1 protein-coding gene is annotated in these 785 nt (G+C 26.5%); it reads right to left on the bottom strand.

Annotation, left to right across the window (positions count from 1 at the left end; translation table 11 throughout):
- On the bottom strand, positions 1–642 hold a 642-nt coding region (locus EQ827_RS08810; protein WP_181190602.1), incomplete at its 3' end, for a helix-turn-helix domain-containing protein.
- Positions 643–785 lie beyond the last annotated feature (143 nt).

The raw sequence follows: 785 nt of genomic DNA, 5'->3' as shown, positions 1-785 counted from the left end.
GTTTTTATATTCTCCCACTTGAAAAGATAAAACAATACAATTATTTAAAAAGATAGCTAGATCATTTTCATAAGTCTCTATTTGACTGAGAATTTTTGCCTTTTTTACAAGTGTGAAATAAGTACCTTTTATATATTCAGTTGAAAAAATATACAAACAATTGGAGAAAATTGATAGTTCAAAATGTCCCCATTGTTGAATCTTATTTAAATATTGTTTGATTATCTCCACATCTTCTTTTACATCGAAAACTGGCTCAATATGACGATTATTCAAAAATAGCTTTAATTCAATTGCTAAACAGCAAAACCAAAAGTCATGAGAATCTTTATATTTACTTTGATAATTTAATATTCTTTTTTTGATTTCACTATCATGTTGTTTGACTACATTATTATAGAAATGTTGAGTAGCGACTTCCTTTTCAGTAGCTGTACTATCATTAAAGTAAAATAAGTATTCTTGTATAGAAATATTCATTTTTTCAATATATTTAAACAAAATATCTGCAGATATTCTAGATTTATTATTTTCAAATGATGATAGTGTAGTTCTTGTTGAAATTTCTTCGGCTAGCTGTTGCTGCGATAAGCCTCTTTCATGTCTTAGCTTTTTTATAAGTTCACCATGTGTTGTTGGCATACTATTCCTTCCATTTATGACGAGATGCTTAACAATCCAACTCATATAATTTAATTGTATTATACAATTCTTTTATAAATAATATTAAAAATAAAGGTTCATTTACACAAAATTATTGGCGCCACCTTTTTGGAGGTAATCAT

Origin of the sequence: Bombilactobacillus bombi, assembly GCF_013607485.1 — a bacterium.
GTDB lineage: Bacteria > Bacillota > Bacilli > Lactobacillales > Lactobacillaceae > Bombilactobacillus > Bombilactobacillus bombi_A.
This window is presented reverse-complemented; position numbering and strand designations above follow the sequence as displayed.